This window comes from Aquibium carbonis (assembly GCF_003970795.1).
Classification (GTDB): domain Bacteria; phylum Pseudomonadota; class Alphaproteobacteria; order Rhizobiales; family Rhizobiaceae; genus Aquibium; species Aquibium carbonis.
Genome location: NZ_RWKW01000061.1, coordinates 1 through 17,441 on the forward strand (window position 1 = coordinate 1; position 17,441 = coordinate 17,441).

19 protein-coding genes and 1 tRNA gene are annotated in these 17,441 nt (G+C 68.1%); 4 read left to right on the forward strand and 16 right to left on the reverse strand.

Annotated features, from left to right (window positions below; all coding sequences use genetic code 11):
- Positions 1-430 (forward strand): DUF930 domain-containing protein (locus EJC49_RS16705; protein ID WP_245453438.1); only part of this gene is annotated, 430 nt, incomplete at its 5' end.
- A gap of 39 nt (positions 431-469) precedes the next feature.
- Positions 470-1,369, forward strand: a complete 900-nt coding sequence (locus EJC49_RS16710) for an aldose 1-epimerase family protein (protein WP_126701096.1) — start codon at positions 470-472, stop codon at positions 1,367-1,369.
- A gap of 60 nt (positions 1,370-1,429) precedes the next feature.
- Here EJC49_RS16710 and EJC49_RS16715 read toward each other — a convergent pair whose 3' ends face one another.
- The 13 genes from EJC49_RS16715 to obgE form a co-directional block, all read right to left on the reverse strand.
- Positions 1,430-1,972 carry a VOC family protein gene (locus tag EJC49_RS16715; RefSeq protein ID WP_126701080.1) on the reverse strand — a complete coding sequence of 181 codons (543 nt, stop codon included), beginning with the start codon at positions 1,970-1,972 and terminating at the stop codon, positions 1,430-1,432.
- Positions 1,973-2,129: 157 nt separating this feature from the next.
- Positions 2,130-3,059: an alpha/beta hydrolase gene (locus tag EJC49_RS16720; RefSeq protein ID WP_170314755.1), complete on the reverse strand. Its 930-nt coding sequence runs from the start codon at positions 3,057-3,059 to the stop codon at positions 2,130-2,132.
- A 14-nt stretch (positions 3,060-3,073) separates the two neighbouring features.
- A complete protein-coding gene (locus tag EJC49_RS16725) occupies positions 3,074-3,592 on the reverse strand; it encodes an RNA pyrophosphohydrolase (protein ID WP_126701082.1) in 519 nt (172 codons plus the stop codon).
- A 3-nt stretch (positions 3,593-3,595) separates the two neighbouring features.
- Entirely contained in the window at positions 3,596-4,798 is a 1,203-nt protein-coding gene (locus EJC49_RS16730; RefSeq protein ID WP_126701083.1) for a divergent polysaccharide deacetylase family protein, read from the reverse strand.
- A 52-nt stretch (positions 4,799-4,850) separates the two neighbouring features.
- The gene (locus EJC49_RS16735) at positions 4,851-6,176 is read right to left on the reverse strand and encodes a S41 family peptidase (RefSeq protein WP_126701084.1); all 1,326 of its coding nucleotides are present in this window, start codon (positions 6,174-6,176) and stop codon (positions 4,851-4,853) included.
- On the reverse strand, positions 6,166-7,530 hold the full coding sequence (locus EJC49_RS16740; protein ID WP_245453439.1) for a murein hydrolase activator EnvC family protein: 1,365 nt from the start codon (positions 7,528-7,530) through the stop codon (positions 6,166-6,168). Before EJC49_RS16740 ends, EJC49_RS16735 begins: the two co-directional genes overlap by 11 nt.
- A gap of 163 nt (positions 7,531-7,693) precedes the next feature.
- Complete coding sequence (gene rlmH / locus EJC49_RS16745) at positions 7,694-8,176, reverse strand: 23S rRNA (pseudouridine(1915)-N(3))-methyltransferase RlmH (protein WP_126701085.1); 483 nt, start codon at positions 8,174-8,176, stop codon at positions 7,694-7,696.
- Between the two features lie 20 nt (positions 8,177-8,196).
- Positions 8,197-8,553 carry a ribosome silencing factor gene (gene rsfS / locus EJC49_RS16750; protein ID WP_126701086.1) on the reverse strand — a complete coding sequence of 119 codons (357 nt, stop codon included), beginning with the start codon at positions 8,551-8,553 and terminating at the stop codon, positions 8,197-8,199.
- Between the two features lie 163 nt (positions 8,554-8,716).
- The gene (locus EJC49_RS16755; RefSeq protein ID WP_126701087.1) at positions 8,717-10,024 is read right to left on the reverse strand and encodes an MFS transporter; all 1,308 of its coding nucleotides are present in this window, start codon (positions 10,022-10,024) and stop codon (positions 8,717-8,719) included.
- Between the two features lie 143 nt (positions 10,025-10,167).
- The gene (locus EJC49_RS16760; RefSeq protein WP_126701098.1) at positions 10,168-10,758 is read right to left on the reverse strand and encodes a nicotinate-nucleotide adenylyltransferase; all 591 of its coding nucleotides are present in this window, start codon (positions 10,756-10,758) and stop codon (positions 10,168-10,170) included.
- A gap of 51 nt (positions 10,759-10,809) precedes the next feature.
- The gene (locus tag EJC49_RS16765; protein ID WP_126701088.1) at positions 10,810-12,093 is read right to left on the reverse strand and encodes a glutamate-5-semialdehyde dehydrogenase; all 1,284 of its coding nucleotides are present in this window, start codon (positions 12,091-12,093) and stop codon (positions 10,810-10,812) included.
- 4 nt (positions 12,094-12,097) lie between these two features.
- On the reverse strand, positions 12,098-13,243 hold the full coding sequence (gene proB, locus EJC49_RS16770) for a glutamate 5-kinase (protein ID WP_126701089.1): 1,146 nt from the start codon (positions 13,241-13,243) through the stop codon (positions 12,098-12,100).
- A 4-nt stretch (positions 13,244-13,247) separates the two neighbouring features.
- Positions 13,248-14,282: a GTPase ObgE gene (obgE, locus tag EJC49_RS16775; RefSeq protein WP_126701090.1), complete on the reverse strand. Its 1,035-nt coding sequence runs from the start codon at positions 14,280-14,282 to the stop codon at positions 13,248-13,250.
- A 127-nt stretch (positions 14,283-14,409) separates the two neighbouring features.
- Between obgE and EJC49_RS16780 the strand changes: the two genes are divergently transcribed.
- On the forward strand, positions 14,410-15,279 hold the full coding sequence (locus tag EJC49_RS16780) for an endonuclease/exonuclease/phosphatase family protein (RefSeq protein ID WP_126701091.1): 870 nt from the start codon (positions 14,410-14,412) through the stop codon (positions 15,277-15,279).
- A gap of 14 nt (positions 15,280-15,293) precedes the next feature.
- On the opposite strand, the gene EJC49_RS16785 is transcribed toward EJC49_RS16780, so the two are convergent.
- The 3 genes from EJC49_RS16785 to rplU all read right to left on the reverse strand — a co-directional run bounded on the left by EJC49_RS16785 (position 15,294) and on the right by rplU (position 16,923).
- Positions 15,294-15,884, reverse strand: a complete 591-nt coding sequence (locus EJC49_RS16785; RefSeq protein WP_126701092.1) for a GNAT family N-acetyltransferase — start codon at positions 15,882-15,884, stop codon at positions 15,294-15,296.
- Between the two features lie 121 nt (positions 15,885-16,005).
- Entirely contained in the window at positions 16,006-16,275 is a 270-nt protein-coding gene (rpmA, locus tag EJC49_RS16790; protein WP_126701093.1) for a 50S ribosomal protein L27, read from the reverse strand.
- A 78-nt stretch (positions 16,276-16,353) separates the two neighbouring features.
- Positions 16,354-16,923 (reverse strand): 50S ribosomal protein L21, encoded by a 570-nt coding sequence (gene rplU / locus EJC49_RS16795; protein ID WP_126701094.1) that lies wholly within the window; start codon positions 16,921-16,923, stop codon positions 16,354-16,356.
- A 356-nt stretch (positions 16,924-17,279) separates the two neighbouring features.
- On the opposite strand from rplU, the gene EJC49_RS16800 reads away from it, so the two are divergent.
- Positions 17,280-17,369: transfer RNA gene (locus tag EJC49_RS16800), tRNA-Ser, on the forward strand.
- Positions 17,370-17,441 lie beyond the last annotated feature (72 nt).

The window sequence follows — 17,441 nt, forward strand, 5'->3', positions numbered from 1 at the left end:
CGCTTCGCGAGCCCGTGCCGGCGCCGGCGGCGAGGTGGTGCGCGCGCGGACGATGCTGGCCGCCCGGGCGCTCGACGATCCGCGCAGCCGCGACGCGAAACGGGAGCTGCGCGGCCTGTTTCGCGACGAGAGGATCATCCAGCTGTGCAATCTCGAGGCGATGGAACAGGTTCACGCCTGGAAGCCGGCCTTCGAGCCCGACCAGATGGTCGCCTATGCCATGGCCGATATCGAACTGGCGGGCCCCAGGCTGGTTGCCGACGGCGCGGCGCTGCGCGACCACCGGACATGGTACAGGATCAGCTATGCCTGCGAAGTGGCGGCCGACATGGAGACCGTCGTGGCGTTCGAGTTCGTGCTGGGCGAGGCGATCCCCGAAAGCGAATGGGACGCGCACGCCCTCGCCACGGGCGATGGACCCGAGGATTGACCCGACGGCTTGCACGGGGCGGCGGACAGGGGAGTGACGATGCGGATCGTGCTGGAAGACGATGCGGCCCGGGCGGAGATTGCCTTGCGCGGCGCCGAACTGGTGCACTGGTCGGTCGGCGGCCGGCCGCTGACCTGGGAGCCGGACCCCGCCGTGTGGGCCGCGGTCAGCCCGATCCTGTTTCCGGTGGTGGGCTGGGCACGCGGCGGCGTCGTCCGGGTCGATGGCCGCACCTATCCGATGCCCGTGCACGGTTTTGCCGCGGGCCTCGATTTCGAGATCGTCGCCCACGAGGGGCCGTCAGCAGTGTTCAGGCTTCGCGACGGCCCGGCGACGGCGGGACACTATCCCTTCCGGTTCGCGCTCACGCTGCATTACCGGCTGGAGGGGCCGTCGCTTGCGGTGACGTTTTCGGTGGAGAATTGCGACGACCGCGCCATGCCCTATGCGCTCGGCATCCATCCGGGTTTCCGCTGGCCGCTGTCGGGACAGGCGCGGGACGGCCACTCGGTGGCGTTCGAGACGGCTGAAGAGGCGTCCGTGCCGGTGATCGCGCCGGGCGGACTGTTCTCGAAGGAGCGTCGCCCGATTCCCCTGGAGCAAGGGCGGCTGGCGCTGAACGATGCGGTTCTGGCCCAGGAAGCGCTGTGCCTTCTCGACGTCCGCAGCCGAAGCCTGCGATACGCCGCGCCGGACGGCTCGGCCCTGCGCATCGCATGGGAAGATTTCGCCCATTGCGCCATCTGGTCGCGACCGCCGGCACCCTTCGTCTCGATCGAGAGCTGGACCGGCCATGGCGATCCGGTCGGCTTTGAAGGCGCGCTTTCGGACAAGCCGTCGATGCGGCTTTTGGCGCCCGGCGAGACCGGCCGGCACGCGGTGCGCTACACCTTCGAGGGTGGCTGCGGCCGAGGCGGGCCGAGCCGCATCAGCCGGTGATCCGGGCGATCCTGCGCGGCTTCCGCTCGCGGTCGCCACCCGACGCGACCGCTGGAGCGCTCAGACGCTCGCGAGTTCCTTCGCGTGCAGCCAGTCGGCGTGGCGCGGCGCCTTCTTCGTCCGGCTCCACTCCTCCAGCATGTCCCACTTGACGGCGTCGAGCCGCCTGGTCAGCGCCTCTTCCTGCGGGTCGGGGCAGGCGAGCTCGATGCGGTGGCCGTTCGGGTCGAAGAAGTAGATCGAGTGGAAGATCGAATGATCGGTGACGCCGAGCACGTCGACGCCGTTCGTCTCCAGATGCTCCTTGTAGGCGACGAGTTCGTCGCGGTCCTTCACCTTGAAGGCGATGTGCTGGACCCATTTCGGCGTGTTCTCGTCGCGGCCCATCTCCGGCTTCGTCGGCAGCTCGAAGAAGGCGAGCACGTTGCCGTTTCCGGCATCGAGGAAGATGTGCATGTAGGGATCGGGCTCGTGCGTGGAGGGCACGTGGTCCTCGGCGATGGCCAGCACGAAACCCATGTTGAGCATCTTCGTGTACCAGTCGACGGTCTGCTTGGCGTCGCGGCAGCGATAGGCGACGTGATGAATGCCGGCGAGTTTCATGGCTGTTCCTCCAGGTCAGGCAGCGTCCGAACCGATGGTCCCTGCGAAGGGGACCGCCCGTCCGGACGACGATTTAGTTGCGTCTGTAACTAATTGGAGAGGACCGGGGCGACCTTGATCCAGATCAAGCCGGACGGTCGGGCACGATGGCCGGCGCCTATCGCGCGTCGATGCCCGTCACGAAATCCGCGATCCTGTCCGCCAGGCCGCCCGACAGTTCGACGTCCGGATCGGCATAGGTCGCGACATTGCCCGCGAAGTCGGCGGGCGCGTCGACCAGTATGTGGTTCATGCGCTCGACCCAATGGCTTTGCGCATCCGTCCGCGCGGCCGCGAGCGCGTCGAAATCCGGCCGCCCGACCTGGATGTCCGTGCCGCCGCCGATGACGAGCACCGGCAGGTCGAGGGCGGCAAGCGTTTCGGCGGGGCGCAGCGCCAGCATCGAGATGACGAAGGGCTGCACCGAGGCCCGGAACAGCCCGGCCAGCGATGGCGGCACGGTATCGATGCGGCGGCCGGCCTCGAGGTCGGCGAGCATGCCGAACGCGTCGGACCTTTCCGGCTCCGGCAGGTTCGCCAGCTGGTCGCGCATCGTCTCCGCAGGCGGTCGGCCGGGCGTGGCCAGCAGGATGAGGCCGTCATACGCATGCGGCGCCCTCCGGGCCGCCTCGATCGCCACCATGCCGCCTTCGCTGTGCCCCATCAGAACCAGCGGCCGATGGGCGGACGTGCTCCGCGCCCACGCGGCCACCGCCTCCAGATCGGCCACGAAGGTCTCGAAGGTGACCTCCGCCTCGTCGCCCACGGGAACGCTGCCGGGAAGGCCGCGCTTGTCGTAGCGCAGGCTGGCGATCCCGCGCGAGGCCAGCGCGGCCGCGAGCTTTCCGAGCGTCCCGGCCCGGACGCCGAAGGCATTGTTGCCGTCGCGGTCCGTCGGACCGGAGCCTGAAATCATCAGGACGAGCGGTCCGTCGGCCTCGGCGGCCGACAGCGTCGCGGGGAATCCACCGGCATCGACGGCGCGGTCACCCGCCATGGCGAGCCCCGACAGCAGGATCGATCCGAGGACGACGAGAAGCCGCAGCATCGGCCGCCCGGCGATCAGGCGGCGAGATGCCGGAACGCGGCGATCACGTCTTCGTAGACCCGTCGCTTGAAGGGAACGATCAGCGCCGGCAGGTCGTCGATCGGCTTCCATTCCCAGGCGTCGAACTCGGGCGTGTGGCCGCCGGGCGGCGGGTTGATCTGGATCTCGCTCTCGTCGCCCTCGAAGCGGAAGGCGAACCAGCGCTGCGTCTGTCCGCGATACTTGCCCTTCAGCGCGACCCCGACCAGTTCGGGCGGCAGGTCGTAATCGATCCAGTCCGGCGCTTCCGCCAGCAGCGAGACCGAGACCATGCCGGTTTCCTCGTGGAGTTCGCGCAGCGCGGCGGGCAGCGGGTCCTCGTTCCTGTCGATGCCGCCCTGCGGCATCTGCCAGAGCTGGACGGCGCCCTGCATCTCGTCATTGGGGATGACGATCCGTCGACCGGCCCAGACATGGCCAGCCCGGTTCAGCACCATGATGCCGACGCAGGGCCGGTAGGGCAGGCTCTGCGGATCGACCAGGGTTTCGCTCATGTCCTATCCCCTTCCCGGACTGGCCATCACGGCCGACACCGGCACGATCTCGATGCCCCGCATGCGAACCGCCCTGGCCCATTCCGAGACCGTGTCGACGGTCACGTCGAAGGCGGTGCCGGTGCCGACGGCGTAGCCGCGCGCGCGCGCCGTGGCCTCCAGCTGGTCGAGCTTCGACAGGATGCTGCCGCGGTCCCTCGCCTGATCGATGACCAGGTCGCCTTGCGCGTACGGCACGTCGGCCTCGCCGGCAAGCCGTTCCGCGAGACTGCGCGCCGAGGATCCGTCGTCGAGATAGGACAGGCCCCGCTCGCCGAGCTCGCGCATGATCGGCGCGAAGGCCTCGTGGTCGGAGGTGAAGCGGCCGCCCATGTAGTTCATGACGCCGGTGTAGTTGGTCGTTCGCGTCAGCGCCCAGTAGAGGTTTTCGATGTTCTGGCGCGGTTCGGCCTCCACCGTCAGCGTGTTTCGGCCCGGATTGATGCGCGGATAGTCGAAAGGCTCCAGCGGCAGCTGCATCATGATTTCGTGGCCTTCGCTGCGCGCGGTCTGCATCCAGCGGCCCAGGCTGTTGCCCTGCGGCGCAAAGGCGAGCGTGATCTCGGACGGCAATTTGGCGATGGCGGCCTGCGTGCCGGTCTGCGAAAGCCCAAGCCCACCGATGACGACGGCGATCCGGGCGCCCCGTGTGCCCGACCATGGCCGCGCATAGACCTCGGCCGCGCGGCGGCCATCCGCGGCGCGCACGGGCAACGGCCCCATTTCCGACTGTTCGAGCAGCGCCCTGTCGGGGAGATGCGCGACCCGCGGGCTGCGGCCCAGCGCGGAGGGATCCCTGATGACGATGACGTTGGAGGAGGGTTCGTCCGGCGGCGAGACCCGGATGACCGAAGGACCGGAGGCCCCGGTTCCGTCCGCCGGCGTCGTCCGCAGCGGCACTGGCGCCGTTTCGCGCGTGGCCACCGATACGCCCTCCACCGCGCCGGCCGTCTCGTCGACGGCAAGTTCGACGTCCGGAACCCGAAAGGGATCGGGTCGAAGCGCGATGCCCGCACCGGCACCGACGACGGCCAGAACGATGATCGTGGACACGAACGGCACGGCCCGCAGCCTGGGAAGGCGACGCGCAGGCCTGTCGCGTCGGTCCTGCCCGAGAGGACGTTCGAGTTCCTTGATCACGGGCAGCCGGTCAGGTCCTGTCGTCATGGGAAGGCGGACGGGCGCCGACGGTCGAGCCGTCGGCGCCCTGCGGGTTTGACTACTGCTGCAGAACCGCCTGGTCGGGGTTGGGCGGGAACGCGGGGTCGGTCCTCGTGCCTTCCAGGAGCTCCTTGGCGAAGACGAGCTGGAGATCGTCCTTCGGATCCGGCGGCACGTAGGCGGCGGAGCCCGAACCTTCCTCGTCCTCCTCGGCGCCCTTGATATGGCCGCGTAGCTCGGACTCGCCACGGCTCACGTCGCGGCCCAGCAGTTCGGGCGGCAGCGGCTGGTCGACCCGGATGTCGGGCGTGATGCCCTTGCCCTGAATCGACTTGCCGGCGGGCGTGAAGTAGAGCGCCGTCGTCAGGCGCAGGGCGCCGTTCTCCGACAGCGGGATGATGGTCTGCACCGAGCCCTTGCCGAAGGACCGCGTGCCGACCACGGTGGCGCGCCGGTGATCCTGCAGGGCGCCGGCAACGATCTCCGAGGCGCTGGCCGAACCGCCATTGACGAGCACGATCACGGGCTTGCCGCCGGCGAGGTCACCGGAGCGGGCGTCGAAGCGGGTGACGTCCTTGGGGTCGCGTCCCCGGGTCGAGACGATCTCGCCGCGGTCGAGGAACGCATCGGAGACGCTGACGGCCTGGTCGAGCAGCCCGCCCGGGTTCAGGCGCAGGTCGAGCACGTAGCCCTTCAGCCTGTCGTCCGGGATTTCCTGCTTGATCGACGAAATCGCGCTGCGCAGGTCGTCGATCGTCTTCTCGGTGAAGGACGAGATCTTCAGGTAGCCGATGTCGCCCTCGACGCGGAACTTGACGGCCTTCACCTTGATGATGTCGCGGATGATCTTGATCTTGAGCGGCTCGACGGCGCCTTCGCGCAGCACGGTCAGCTCGATCGGCGTGTTGACGCCGCCCCGCATGCGGTCGACGGCATCGGACAGAGTGAGGCCGCGAACGTCCTCTCCGTCGATCTGCGAGATCAGGTCGCCCGCCAGGACGCCGGCCCGCGCGGCGGGCGTGTCGTCGATGGGCGTGATCACCTTGACCAGCTCGTTCTCCATCGTGACCTCGATGCCGAGGCCGCCGAACTCGCCCTTGGTCTGGACACGCATGTCCTTGGCCGCTTCGGGATTCATGTAGGAGGAATGCGGATCGAGCGAGGTGAGCATGCCGTTGATGGCGTTCTCGACCAGCTTCTGGTCGTCCGGCGGCGTGACGTACTGCGCCCGGACGCGCTCGAAGATGTCGCCGAAGATCGCCAGCTGGCGGTAGGTATCGGCGCCCGCCGCGTTCGCCGTCGAACTCGGCGAACCATACACCACGCTCATGGCGGTCGCGCCCATGAGAGCGCCCGCGAACAGAAGCGACAACCTACGTACCATTTCCTGTCCTTCCAGAACTGCGCTCCGCCCACCAAGGCGACGGATCGACGGGTTTTGCATCTTTACGGAACTCAACGTAGAGCTCCGGATTGGTGTCGGTAGAACCAAACGCCATCACACTTGCGAGACGCGTCTCGCCCATCGTGCCGAGCGGCTCTCCAGAGAGAACCGACTGACCAAGCGCGACGTTTATCCGGTCCATCCCCGCCAGGACGATATGATAGCCACCGCCAGCGTCGAGGATCAAGAGTTGACCGTAGGATCGGAAGGCTCCCGCATAGAGAACCGTCCCATCAGCCGGTGAAGTGACGATAGAGCCGGATTGTGTTTGAACGGTGTCTCCCATCATCCGGCCGCCGACCGAGTCGGGCTCGCCAAACCGGCGAACCACCCGTCCGGAAACGGGCAAGGCGACCTTTTTCTTGAGGCTTTCGAAGGAGATACCCGCTTCCAGCCGATTGCGCTCGGGGATTGGCTTTCCGGCCGCCTCCGCCTCCCGCCGCGCCCGCTCTTCCTCCGCCCGGCGCGCCGCTTCCGCGGCTTTTCTAACGGCGTCGATCTCCCCTTCCAGGGCCGCGATCAATTCCTTGAGAGTACCGGCCTTGTCGGCCAGTTCCTCGGTCCGCCGCCGCTCCAGCGCCGCCGTTGATTCGTTGTCGGACAGGAGCTTGCGCTTTTCGTCCAGCAGCAGCGACAGCCGCTGTTTCTCGGTCGCCTGCTCGCGGATGGTGGCCAGAAGGCGCTCGCGCTCGTCGACGATCGCGCCGCGCAGCGAGGCCAGTTCCCGGATGTCGGCCAGAAGGATGGCCGTTTCCGCCCGCAGTTCCGGCACGACCGCGCCGAGCACGATGGCGCTGCGAACCGAGGCGAGCGCGTCTTCCGGCCGCACGAGGATCGCCGGCGGCGGGTTGAGGCCCATCCGCTGCAGCGCGCCGAGCACCTCGGCCAGAACCCCGCGCCTTGCCTGCAGGGAGCGGCGGATGAACTCCTCCTGCTCCGCCAGCCCCTCCAGGCGGGTCTCGATCGAGGCCACGTCGTCGGCCAGCTTGCGCTCGGTCTTGGCGGCCTGGATCAAGGCCGCCGTCAGCGCCGCGTTGTCCTTGCGGACGGCGGCGATTTCGATCGAGAGTTCGGCCAGACGCTGTTCCGACAGCGTCATGGCTTCGGCGATGCGCCGGAACTCGGACTCGGTTTCCGCCCGTCGCGCTTCCAGCACGCTCGGATCATCGACGGCGAGGGCGGCCGGGATCCCGGCCGACAGGACCAGCGGCGCGGCGAGCATGATCGCGGCGCAGGCGCGCATCAGCGCGCCTTTCGCATTTCCCCTGCCGATCCTGGACTGGTGTCCGTTCATCTCTACACACTAGGAAGCGCCGGGTTAAGGAAGCATCAACCATACCACGATGGATGCAAGCCCCTCGCCAATTCCTGGAGCTACGTGACGCTGCTTTTTGTCGAAATGATGCGAGCGGCCGACGTCTCGCTCGTCTCGTCCCGCATCCAGCCCGACGATCTGGTCAGGAACGGTGATAGGGATGCCCCGCCGCGATGGAGGCGACACGGTAGAGCTGCTCGGCCAGCATCACGCGGGCCAGCTGGTGCGGCCATGTGAGGGCGCCGAAGGAGAGAAGCAGCGCGGCCTTGTCGGCCAGTTCGGGCGCGTGCCCGTCCGCCCCGCCGATCGCGATCACCAGATCGCGCTGTCCCTTGTCGCGCCACTTTCCCAGCCACGCGGCGAAGTCTTCGGACCCGATGTTCTTGCCGCGTTCGTCCAGAAGGACGAGCGCCGCGCCGTCGGCGAGCATCCTGTCGAGCTTCGCCGCCTCGTCGCGCTTGCGCTCCGGCGCCGAGGCCGCGCGGGATTCGGGCGTCTCGACGACCCCCGCCCATTCGAAGCCGACGGCGGGGCCGGCCTTCGCGAAGCGGTCGAAATAACGGTCGGCAAGCTCCCTCTCGGGGCCGGCCTTCATCCGGCCCACGGCATGAACGACGATCCGCATACCGACCTCTCGGAAACGGTTCAGTGAACCGTTTCGTCCTCCATCTCCGGAGTCTGCCACATCTTTTCGAGATTGTAGAACTCGCGGACCTCGGGTCGGAAGACGTGGACGATGATGTCGCCGGCATCGATCAGCACCCAGTCGGCGCTGGCGAGACCTTCGACCCGGGCATTGCCATGCCCCGCATCCTTGAGCGCCTTGATCAGGTGATCCGCAACGGCCGAGACATGACGGTTGGAGCGGCCGGAGGCCACGATCATGTAGTCGGCGAGGCTGGATTTGCGCTGGATGTCGATCGTCACGATGCTTTCGGCCTTCGAATCTTCCAGAGAGTCGAGGACGGTCTTGAGGGCAGGAGAAGCGCTTCCATGGCTCATCCTAGCCTGCGAAGGCGTGATTTCAGCCTCCTTCACCAATGCTGTTCTCAGTGTCTTTCCTTTCCAGCAAGAACAACGTGCTCACCGGTCGAGCGACCGGCGATGCCTGAAGATAGGCAGAGTCCCCTGACAGTTTCAAGACGAGGCCCGACGATCGCCCGGATCAGGCTCGCGAGGCCGGGGAAAGCGCCTCCTCGGCCGGCGCGAAGGCGAGATCGGCGGCCGGCGGCGCCTGCGCCGACAAGGGCGCGAAGTCGCCGCTGGCTTCGGCCGGAACCGCATCCGTCTGCGTCAGCCGCCAGGCCACGAAGCCGCAGAACCCGAGCGCGATCAGGATCGCGATGCCGATGAAGGCGCCGGTGCCGACGAAGGCGGTCAGGATCGTCGCGAGGCCTGGGATCAGGAAGCCCGACAGCGACCAGGCAAACAGCATGGTGCTCGACAGGACGACGAGGTCGCCCTTCTCGGCGCGGTCGTTGGCGTGGGCGCTCGAGATCGAATAGATCGATTCCGTCGCGCCGCTCCACACCATGTAGACGAGAACCATCCAGCCGAAGGCCCAGCTGTCCGCGCCGATGGCGAGCAGCCCGGCCAAGGAGACGATCAGCGATGCGGCGACGAGCACGTATCGACGGTCCGTCCGGTCGGAGAGCCAGCCGAAGGGCAACTGCACGATCAGCGTGCCGAGCGGCATGGCGAGCAGAAGCAACGCGATGGCGTCCTTGTCGAAGCCGATCGCGGTGGCGTGGATGGGCGCGAACCCCGCCACCATCATCGAGAGGCCGCCCACCGCCAGCATGCCGGCGAGGCCGACGGGCGAGATCGCCCAGGCCCGGCGCAGGGCGATCGAGGCGATCGGCGGCGCGGGCGGCGTGCGCAGGCGCGTCAGGCCGACCGGCACGATCGACAGCGCGGCGAAGGTGATCGCCAGCAGCGGCGCCGTGTTCTGCATCGGGTCGATGAAGGCCAGCAGGTAGGAGCCGAGGCCGAGGCCGACGATGTAGCTCATGTAGAAGGTGGCCGTGACGCGGCCGCGGATGGAATTGCCGACGACGTCGTTCAACCAGCTCTGCGCGACGATGAACAGCCCGCAGATGGCGAAGCCGTAGAGCGCGCGCGCCGCGATCCACAGCCAGGGGTCGAGCTTCAGGCTGACCACCACGTTGGACAGGATGATCAGCGCCGAAAAGGTCATGAACACCCGGGCATGGCCGACGCGGGTGACCATGCGGCCGGTGAGGAAGCAGCCCGCCATGCCGCCGGCCGACAGGCCGGTGAGGATGAGCCCGGCCCAGGTGGGCGGAAAGCCCTCCGCGCCGAGCCGCACGGGAATGAAGGCGAACATCAGGCCGTTGCCGACCGCCACCAGCGCCGACGACAGGATGACGCTGGTGATCGCGATGAACGGCGCCGAAATGACCGCCGTTGCGTCGGCGCCGTCGGGTTCGCTGGTCTTTGGAAGGGTGCTCATGATCGGGACATTGATCCATTCGCGACGTCGCGAAAGCGACAAAAGCGGCAAAAACTGTCCGGATGAGGACGATGCTTCGGTGGCTTCGCAAAACGCCCGTCCAGGCGCGCGACGACGGCCGCGCCGGCCTTTGCGTGAAGCCGTCAGTCGCCGTCGCGGAGCAACCTCAGCGCCGTGGAGGAGAGGGACGAACGCGGCCCGTGGATGAAGGTCCAGGCCGGCGCGCGCATCCGCGAAAGGCGCGGCGCGCCGTCCTCGTCGACGCGTGCCCGCGCATAGGTTTTCGCCATGACCGAGGACAGGAAGGCGAGCGTCGAGCCCGGCCGGTCGATGACCGCGATCGGGAAGGTCGCGGCGATCTCGCGCCAGCGCTGCCAGCGATGGAAGGTGGCCAGGGAATCGGCGCCCATGATCCAGACGAAGTCGACGCCGGGGTTGCGGCGCTTGACCAGGTCGAGCGTGTCGGCCGTGTAACGGATGCGATGCGCGGCCTCGAAGGCGGTGACCTTGACGCGGGGATCGTGGATCAGCCTCTCGGAGCGCTCGATCCGCTCGCCGAGCGGCGCAAGCCCGGCCTGGCTCTTCAGCGGATTTCCCGGCGTGACGATCCACCAGAGCTGGTCGAGCCGCAATCGGCGCAGCGCGATCTCGGCCACCAGCGCATGGCCGTCATGGGGCGGATTGAACGAGCCGCCGAACAGGCCGACGGCCATGCCCTTCTCGACATGCGGCATGCGCAGGCAGCGCGCGGGGATGTCGGGATCAGGCAAGGCCGGAGGCTTCGTTCACGGCCGCACCTGCCCCGCCCCGCGCACCCGGTACTTGAACGACGTCAGCTGCTCGACGCCCACCGGGCCGCGCGCATGCATGCGGCCGGTGGCGATGCCGATTTCGGCGCCCATCCCGAACTCGCCGCCATCGGCGAACTGGGTCGAGGCGTTGTGCAGCAGGATCGCGGAGTCGATCTCGGTGAAGAAGCGCTCCACCGCCGACGCATCGTCGGCCACGATCGCCTCGGTGTGATGCGACGACCAGCGTTCGATATGGTCGATCGCGCCCGAGACGCCGTCCACCAGCTTCACCGAGATGATCGCGTCGAGATACTCCGTCGACCAGTCGGCATCGGTCGCCGGCTTCGCCTGCGGATAGCGGCCAAGCACCTCGGCGTCGGCGCGGATCTCGCAGCCGGCCGCCGCCAGCGCCTCGAGGATCGGGACCAGATGCGTGTCGGCGCAGGCGCGGTCCACCAGAAGGGTCTCGGCCGCGCCGCAGATTCCGGTGCGGCGCATCTTGGCGTTGACCGCGATGCTCACCGCCATGTCGAGATCGGCGGAGCGATCGACATAGAGATGGCAGATGCCCTCCAGATGCGCGAAGACCGGCACACGCGCCTCGGTCTGGACGCGCTCGACCAGACTGCGCCCGCCGCGCGGGATGATGACGTCGAGATTGCCGGACAGGCCTTTCAGCATTTCGCCGACGGCCGCGCGATCGGTCACCGGCACCAGCTGGATCGCGTCGGCGGGCAGGCCGGCAGCTTCCAGCCCCTCGACCATGCAGGCGTGGATCGCCCGCGACGAGTTCGTCGAATCCGAGCCGCCGCGCAGGATCACGGCATTGCCGGCCTTGATGCAGAGCGCGCCGGCATCGGCCGTCACGTTCGGCCGGCTTTCGAAGATCACGCCGATGATGCCGAGCGGCGTGCGCACGCGCTCGATATGCAGGCCGTTCGGCCGGTCCCACTCGGCGATCGTCTCGCCGATCGGATCCTTCAGCGCGGCGATCGAGCGAATGCCCTCGGCAATGGCCTCGATGCGGGCCGGCGTCAGCTTCAGCCGGTCGAGGAAGGAGGCGGCCAGCCCGTTTTCCGCGCCGGCCGCCATGTCGATGGCGTTGGCATCGAGGATCGCCTGCGTCTGGCGCAGCATGGCCTCGGCCATCGCCGCCAGCGCGGCGTTCTTGGTCGATGTGCCGGCCAGCGCCAGTGGCCGCGCCGCCGCCCGGGCCTTGCGGCCGATGGCGGCCATCAGGTCGTCGATCTCGGTGCGGGTCTCGGGCTTGGTCAGCATCGTGCTAGTCCTGGGTTTCCATGCGTTTCTCGGCCGTTCCGGTCACCACCATGTCGTCGCGGTGAACCATCGCCGCCCGCGCCTCGTGGCCGAGCACGTCGGCGATCTCGCCGCTGCGCAGGCCGGCGATCCTGACGGCATCGGCAGCGTCATAGGCGACGAGGCCGCGCGCAACCTCGCGCCCCTCGGGCGACAGCACCGCCACGGTGTCGCCGCGGGCGAAGCTTCCCTCCACGCGGCGCACGCCGGCCGGCAGCAGCGACTTGCCCTGCATCAGCGCGCCGACCGCGCCCGCATCGACCGTCAGCCGCCCCGCCGGTTCCAGATTGCCCGCGATCCAGGTCTTGTAGCCGCGCACGGGATTGTCGCTCGGCTTGAAATAGGTCGCGCGCTCGCCCCGGTCGATGGCCGACAGCGGGTTGAGGCGGGTTCCCGACGTGATGATCATCGCCGTTCCGGCCGTCGTCGCGATCTTGCCGGCGTCGAGCTTGGTGCGCATGCCGCCGCGCGACAGTTCCGATGCGGCCGCGCCGGCCATGGCCTCGATCTGCGGCGTGATGCGGTCGACGAGCGGAATGAAGACGGCGTCCGGATCGAGCGCCGGCGGCGCGGTGTAGAGCCCGTCGATGTCCGACAGCAGCACCAGAAGGTCGGCGCCCATCATGGTGGCCACGCGCGCGGCCAGCCGGTCGTTGTCGCCATAGCGGATCTCGCTCGTCGCCACCGTGTCGTTCTCGTTGATGACCGGCACCGCCTTCATCTTCAACAGCGTCGACATGGTCGCGCGGGCATTCAGATAGCGGCGGCGCTCCTCGGTGTCGCCCAGCGTGACCAGCACCTGGCCGGACCTGAGCCCATGGCGGCCGAGTTCCTCCGACCAGGCGCCGGCGAGCGCGATCTGGCCGACGGCCGCCGCCGCCTGGCTCTCCTCGAGCTTCAGCGCGCGCCGGCCGAGCCCGAGGATGGTGCGGCCGAGCGCGATGGCGCCCGACGACACCACGCACATCTCCACGCCTGACCGCGACAGATCCGCGACGTCGGCGCAAAGCGACGACAGCCAGTCGCGCTTCAGCCCGGCCTCGCGATCGACGAGCAGCGCCGAACCGATCTTCACCACGATGCGTCGATGTGACGAAAGGGCGCGAGCCATGGTCCTAGTCCTGCCACCGGGGATCGTCCTCGACCGGCGCTTCTGCGGCGCGGGCCTCTTCCACCACGGCCATCAGCCGGCGCAACGCCTCCTCCACGCCCTCGCGCGTGGCCGAGGACAGCATCAGCGGCGCGATGCCGGCCGCGCGCTTCAGCGCCGCCGCCTTCTTCTTCCGCTCGGCCGCGTCGATCGTGTCGACCTGGCTCAGCGCCACGATCTCGGGCTTCTCGCCCAGCCCGTGGCCATAGGCGGCGAGTTCCTTGCGGATCGTCTTGTAGGCCTTGCCGGGATGCTCCTCGCGGGCCGACACGAGATGCAGGATGACGCGCGTGCGCTCGACATGGCCAAGGAAGCGGTCGCCGATGCCCGCGCCCTCGTGCGCGCCCTCGATCAGGCCCGGAATGTCGGCGATGACGAATTCGCGCGCGTCGACACGCGCAACGCCGAGGCCCGGGTGCAGCGTCGTGAAGGGGTAGTCGGCGATCTTGGGCTTGGCCGCCGTCACCGAGGCGAGAAAGGTCGACTTGCCGGCATTCGGCAGGCCGACGAGCCCGGCATCGGCGATCAGCTTCAGGCGCAGCCAGATCGTCATCTCCTGGCCTTCGAGACCGGGATTGGCGCGGCGCGGCGCCTGGTTGGTCGAGGTCTTGAAATGGGCGTTGCCGAAGCCGCCATTGCCGCCCTTGGCGATCAGGAAGCGCTGCCCGACCTCGGTCATGTCGGCGATCAGCGTCTCGTTGTCTTCCTCGTAGATCTGGGTGCCGGCCGGCACTTTCAGAACCACGTCGTTGCCCTTGCCGCCGGCGCGGTTGCGGCCCATTCCGTGCGTGCCGGTCTGCGCCTTGAAGTGCTGCTGGTAGCGATAGTCGATCAGCGTGTTGAGACCGTTGACCGCCTCGATCCAGACATCGCCGCCACGGCCGCCGTCGCCGCCGTCCGGTCCGCCGAACTCGATGAATTTTTCACGGCGGAACGACACCGAACCGGCGCCACCGTCGCCGGAGCGGATGTAGACCTTGGCCTGATCGAGGAACTTCATGACGAAAACTTTCGAACTTGCCGTCACACGCCGGTTGCGGGCGCGGGCGACGACTGCTTTAGAGCATGCCTTGCCAAGGCGCGAGGGGCGTTGGCGGCGGAATCCGCCGATCTGGAGGCAATAACCGATGAAATGCGTGACCTACAACATCCAGTACGGCATTGGCCTCGATGGCCGGTACGATCTCGGCCGCATCGTCGACGCGGTGCGCGGGGCCGACCTGATCGCCCTGCAGGAGGTTTCGCGCGGCAACCCGCAGAACGCCGGCCGCGACATGGTGGCCGAACTGGCCGAGCTGCTGCCGGAGTACTTTTCCGTCTTCGGCGCGCCCTTCGGCGTCGACATGGGTTCGGCCGTCGAGAACGGCAAGGCCGTCAGCCGGCATTTCCAGTTCGGCAACATGGTGCTGTCGAAGACGCCGATCCTGGCCTGGCGCAACCACCTGCTGCCGCGCATGCGCACCTATGACCGGCTCAACCTGCAGCGCGGCGCGCTCGAGGCCATGGTCATGGCGCCTTTCGGCCCGTTGCGGGTCTATTCCGTGCATCTCGACCACACCAGCCCGGCCGAGCGCATGGCGCAGATGCGCTTCCTGGTCGACAAGGCGCTCGCCTATCCGCGCGAGGGCGGGGCGCTGACCGGGACGTCGGAGATGCATTTTCCCGAGCCCCCGCACCCGGAGGGCTTCATCCTGATGGGCGACTTCAACCTCGAGCCCGGCAAGGACGAGTATCGGCAGGTCACCGGCATTCCCGACGTCGAGTTCGGTCTGGCGCGGCGCGCCGATCTGCTCGTCGACGCCGCCACACTCGCTCCCGGCGGCGCGGACGGGCGCATCACCTGGATCGATCCGCGCCACCCGGCCGACGCGACCCGGCAGCGCTGTCTCGACTATCATTTCGTCCATGCCTCGCTCGCTCCGCGGGTGAAGGCCTGCACCATCGACGCGGCGGCGGTCGGCTCCGACCACCGCCCCGTCTGGCTGGACCTGGAATAGCCGCGCGGTCATCCTCAGATCTGACCCCAGCTCCGCAGGCTGACCCAGGTGCGCCGGTCGAGCCGGTAGCGCTCCACCGGCACCTGGCCGGCCACCAGCGAATCCAGCATGCCCTGGCCGGCATACTGGAAGCCGCATTTGTGGATGACGCGGCGCGAGGCGGCGTTGGTCACCCGGCACGAGACGTGCAGCACGTCGATCCGCGTCACCCGGAAGGCGAGGTCGACGGCGGCGTGCGCCGCCTCCGTGGCATAGCCGCGGCCCCAGTAGGGCTGGCCGATCCAGTAGCCGAGCTCCAGCCCGTGCGCCCGGGGATCGAGCCCGATGCAGCCGATGAAGGCGCCATTGTCGGAATTGGTGATGGCGTAGACGCAGCCGCCCGCCTTGCGCTGCCTGGCATTGGCGATGAAGGCGCGGGCCTCGGCCTCGCCATAGGGATGCGGCATGCGGCCGAGCATCTCGGCCACGCGCCGGTCATTGGCGAGCTCGGCCAGCTCGGGCACGTCGTCGGCATGGGGCGGGCGCAGCAGCAGCCGCTCGGTGACGACGACCGGGCAGTCTATCCGCAGACTTTCGTCTTCGACGTCTTCCTTCTCGACAACCATGGGTCAGTCCTTCGCGCAAAGAAAAAGGGGAGATGGCGACCCATCTCCCCTGATCCTTTTCTGGACTGTCCAGACACCGGTTCCCGAGATGGGGCGCCGATGTTGGTGGTGCGGATATCGGCTACTCCGCGGCTTCCTGAATCGGGTTTACCGACACGAAGGTTCGTCCATTGGCTTTCTTCTGGAAGGCGACGGCGCCTGCCTCGAGTGCGAAAAGGGTGTGGTCCTTGCCGATGCCGACATTGGTGCCGGGATGCCACTTGGTGCCGCGTTGGCGAATGATGATGTTGCCGGCGAGGACGGCCTCGCCGCCGAACTTCTTCACGCCAAGGCGCTTGGATTCCGAATCGCGACCGTTGCGCGAGGAACCGCCAGCTTTCTTGTGTGCCATTTTTCTACTCCTTTGCGCCGCCTGGGCGCTTCGAATGATGTATGGGCGCAAACGCGCCCGGTTTCAACCGGGTGCGGCTTACTTCGCCAGTTCCTTGGCCTGCTCGCGCCAGTCCGAGATCTGGTCGGCGCTGAAGGGCATGTTGGCGTCGATCCTGGCCACGTCGTCGTCGGAGAGCGCGGCGATCTGGGCGAAGGTGGTGACGCCCTGCTCCTTGAGCTGGCGCGCGGCGACCGGGCCGATGCCCTTGATCTTGGTCAGGTCGTCGCCCTTGCCTTCCGGCGCGGCGAACAGCGGCGCCGGCTTGGCGGCGGCGGCCTTCGACGGAGCCGCGCCGCCGGTCAGGATCTCGGAGATCCGGACGGTGGTGAGCAGCTGGCGATGGCCGCGCTTGCGGCGCGAGTTCTGGCGGCGGCGCTTCTTGAAGGCGATGACGGTGGGCGCGCGGCCCTGTTCCACGACTTCGGCGGCGACCGATGCGCCGTCCACGAAGGGCGCGCCGATGGTGACGTCGTCGCCTTCGCCGAAGGCCAGCACATGGCCGATGGTGACGATCTCGCCGACGTCGCCGGCGATCCGCTCGATGGTGATGGTGTCTTCGGCGGCGACGCGATACTGCTTCCCGCCGGTCTTGATGACTGCGAACATGTTGAACCTTTCGTGTTCGGTCCGGCCTGAACGGGTTGCGCCCGGCCGTCTTTTTATCAGTCGTTGATGGGGCTCGAACGATTTGCGGCGTCCGAACGGGCGTCTGGTCCGGACGCCCGACCCGACCCGGAACGGGCGCCTGCCGCAGGGGACGGGCGCTCGCCTCGGGTGCCGCGGCCATGCGTGGCGTCCAAACGACGACCGGCGCGGAGAGACCCACGCCGGAAGTCAGGCCCCGTTAATGGAGAGGCGACGCAAAGTCAAGGATGCCGTGGCCGCGGCGTCGAAATAGGCCTTGTGTCCGCGCCCTGCCTTCGCTATCTGTGCGCCGCGCTTGATCGCGCCCACGGCCCCGCGGAGAGGTGGCAGAGTGGTCGAATGCACCGCACTCGAAATGCGGCATACTCGCAAGGGTATCGGGGGTTCGAATCCCCCCCTCTCCGCCAGTCCTCCAGGATGTACGACTCGGAGACATGGGTGACAGTTTGTACCTAAGACATGGGTGACAACCTCGTGCC

Excerpts from the sequence above, each read along its gene's own strand:
- EJC49_RS16715 (WP_126701080.1), bottom strand. The coding sequence starts at position 1,972 with ATGAAACTCGCCGGCATTCATCACGTCGCCTATCGCTGCCGCGACGCC.
- rplU (WP_126701094.1), bottom strand. The coding sequence starts at position 16,923 with ATGTTCGCAGTCATCAAGACCGGCGGGAAGCAGTATCGCGTCGCCGCC.
- EJC49_RS16755 (WP_126701087.1), bottom strand. The coding sequence starts at position 10,024 with ATGAGCACCCTTCCAAAGACCAGCGAACCCGACGGCGCCGACGCAACG.
- EJC49_RS16735 (WP_126701084.1), bottom strand. The coding sequence starts at position 6,176 with ATGGTACGTAGGTTGTCGCTTCTGTTCGCGGGCGCTCTCATGGGCGCG.
- EJC49_RS16710 (WP_126701096.1), top strand. The coding sequence starts at position 470 with ATGCGGATCGTGCTGGAAGACGATGCGGCCCGGGCGGAGATTGCCTTG.
- EJC49_RS16785 (WP_126701092.1), bottom strand. The coding sequence starts at position 15,884 with ATGGTTGTCGAGAAGGAAGACGTCGAAGACGAAAGTCTGCGGATAGAC.
- proB (WP_126701089.1), bottom strand. The coding sequence starts at position 13,243 with ATGGCTCGCGCCCTTTCGTCACATCGACGCATCGTGGTGAAGATCGGT.
- EJC49_RS16730 (WP_126701083.1), bottom strand. The coding sequence starts at position 4,798 with ATGACGACAGGACCTGACCGGCTGCCCGTGATCAAGGAACTCGAACGT.
- obgE (WP_126701090.1), bottom strand. The coding sequence starts at position 14,282 with ATGAAGTTCCTCGATCAGGCCAAGGTCTACATCCGCTCCGGCGACGGT.
- EJC49_RS16740 (WP_245453439.1), bottom strand. The coding sequence starts at position 7,530 with ATGAACGGACACCAGTCCAGGATCGGCAGGGGAAATGCGAAAGGCGCG.
- rlmH (WP_126701085.1), bottom strand. The coding sequence starts at position 8,176 with ATGCGGATCGTCGTTCATGCCGTGGGCCGGATGAAGGCCGGCCCCGAG.
- EJC49_RS16780 (WP_126701091.1), top strand. The coding sequence starts at position 14,410 with ATGAAATGCGTGACCTACAACATCCAGTACGGCATTGGCCTCGATGGC.
- EJC49_RS16760 (WP_126701098.1), bottom strand. The coding sequence starts at position 10,758 with ATGCCGCATGTCGAGAAGGGCATGGCCGTCGGCCTGTTCGGCGGCTCG.
- EJC49_RS16765 (WP_126701088.1), bottom strand. The coding sequence starts at position 12,093 with ATGCTGACCAAGCCCGAGACCCGCACCGAGATCGACGACCTGATGGCC.
- EJC49_RS16720 (WP_170314755.1), bottom strand. The coding sequence starts at position 3,059 with ATGCTGCGGCTTCTCGTCGTCCTCGGATCGATCCTGCTGTCGGGGCTC.
- EJC49_RS16725 (WP_126701082.1), bottom strand. The coding sequence starts at position 3,592 with ATGAGCGAAACCCTGGTCGATCCGCAGAGCCTGCCCTACCGGCCCTGC.
- rsfS (WP_126701086.1), bottom strand. The coding sequence starts at position 8,553 with ATGAGCCATGGAAGCGCTTCTCCTGCCCTCAAGACCGTCCTCGACTCT.
- rpmA (WP_126701093.1), bottom strand. The coding sequence starts at position 16,275 with ATGGCACACAAGAAAGCTGGCGGTTCCTCGCGCAACGGTCGCGATTCG.